This is a genomic window from Candidatus Glassbacteria bacterium (assembly GCA_019456185.1).
In the GTDB taxonomy this organism is placed as follows: domain Bacteria; phylum Gemmatimonadota; class Glassbacteria; order GWA2-58-10; family GWA2-58-10; genus JAJRTS01.
Map to the genome: position 1 here is coordinate 1 of VRUH01000134.1, position 1,802 is coordinate 1,802.

General features: G+C 62.6%; 1 protein-coding gene. It reads right to left on the reverse strand.

Going from position 1 to position 1,802, the window contains the following annotated elements:
- Positions 1-774 precede the first annotated feature (774 nt).
- Positions 775-1,671, reverse strand: coding sequence for a hypothetical protein (locus tag FVQ81_18435; protein ID MBW7998509.1), 897 nt, complete (start codon positions 1,669-1,671; stop codon positions 775-777).
- Between the last annotated feature and the right edge of the window lie 131 nt (positions 1,672-1,802).

Genomic DNA, 1,802 nt, shown 5'->3' on the forward strand with positions numbered 1-1,802 from the left:
TAGGACGCGCACGCCCGGACGACATCCCCCCCTGCGGACGCTGGGCGCCCCAAGGCTACTCTCACCGGGCGGCGTGTCAACGCCAATTTCTTTCCCAGAGAAGTGGAGGCTGCGTCCAACGATCCGGGCGGTCGTTCATGCCGAAGACGGCACTTTTCGCCACAGAGATCACAGAGGTCACAGAGAACGGCGGACGACGGGGTAACGACTCGACGTCACGCGCGCCATCGCGCCGCTCTCTGTGGCCTCTGGCCCACCGACCTGCCACCCGGTCGCTTCCCACGAGCCGACCGCTCGCCACGAAGTCGAGAGATTGCGACGTAGACGTTCGCCGTGCCGTGAGGCCGCCCGATTATCCGCATTCCTTCAACCTTGAGGGCACGGAGGGTGGCTCGTGAAACGACCAAGCGAGGCGAAGCCGAGCGGCAGGTAAGGTCGTGAGAAGCAAGGCAACGCCAACGACCTTATCTGCCCCTCGCGGGCTTCGCACCGCTCGGGGTGTGTGCTCTGTGCCCTCTGTGGCGACGCTGTTGCCGTTTCCCCGACTGCTTCGTTCTCGGTGGCAGGCGCTGTCTTGCCCGAACTGGTGGACGCTCCCATCTCACCCTCACGGCGTGATGTGCACTTGTCATTCATATGAAACTCCCTTTGCGAATGATCCGCATAATGGTGGGAGTCAGGCGCGGGGTTTGCCGCGTCGCCTTGACTCCCTGGTTCGGCTCTTCTTCTGTCGGTGTTCCCTTCCTGCTGATGATTCGCCGAACGGGCAATTCGTCACCTTGCCGCCCATTTCACGCTCTGTTCCAGCAGCTGTTCGCCGGCATCGCGGCTGGGACAAGATGTCTGCAAGATCAGCCGCGCCGGATCCAATTCACGGACCAGCGGTCCCACGTGCGCCATGGGAACTTCAATATGCACGATCTTGCCTGCCGCCTGGACCTGTCTGTACATTGCCAGGTGCTCCGGTCCATTTTGCGGCTCGGACGGAGCGGGGACGTATTGAAGAACCCGCAGGAACGGCAGCGATAACAACCGCGGCAGATGCTGCTTGGCATCGCCGCCGTCCAGGTGATACCAGAGGGCTCCATGTTCCTCCCCGTCCATTTCCAGCTCCGGCAGAACGAATCGGTCGAACATTTCCGGCGAGAGCATGCAGGACACATCGGATTGAGTGGTGTTGTACGGTTCCGGTGCCCAGAACGGCATCCATCCCGCGTTCCCGTACCAAAAGACGTGCCCTGTATCGCGCACCGAAGCACGCATCGCCCGCCGGACCTCCAGTCTATCCCGCGCCCCGGTCAGGATGGCGTCAGCCACCCATTCCGGGTGGTCCGTCACCGCATAAAGGAACTTCTCGGTGCCCATGAGCATCGACAGCATATCGTTGGCCGGCAAGCCGCTGGCTGCGCTCACCAGGAAATCATCGCGACCTGCCGCGTTGCACATCGCCAGCAGCAGGTTGCGGAATTTATGCGTCCAGGGACTTTCAGGATCGTGTCGAAACGGGGCTGGGGTCAGGAAGTCGACGGTCTGGGTCTCGAACCAGATTGTTGCTGGTTCGAATCGAGGTGTCCCGCCGAGGCAGAGCACCCAGGAGCCCATCGTCAGCACCGACGGAATGGATTCGCCGCCCCACCAGGTGCCCTCGATCTCATGTCGGGCAAGAGCCACCCGATATGCCGGATCGAGCCACCGCGCTTCCTCATCAGCCGGTTCAGGAACAGGCGTTGGGTCCGCGACCGGTTGCGGTGCTCGGACCGAAATACAGGGCCGGTCCAGGCGTTCTCCATGCCAGAGCGCCG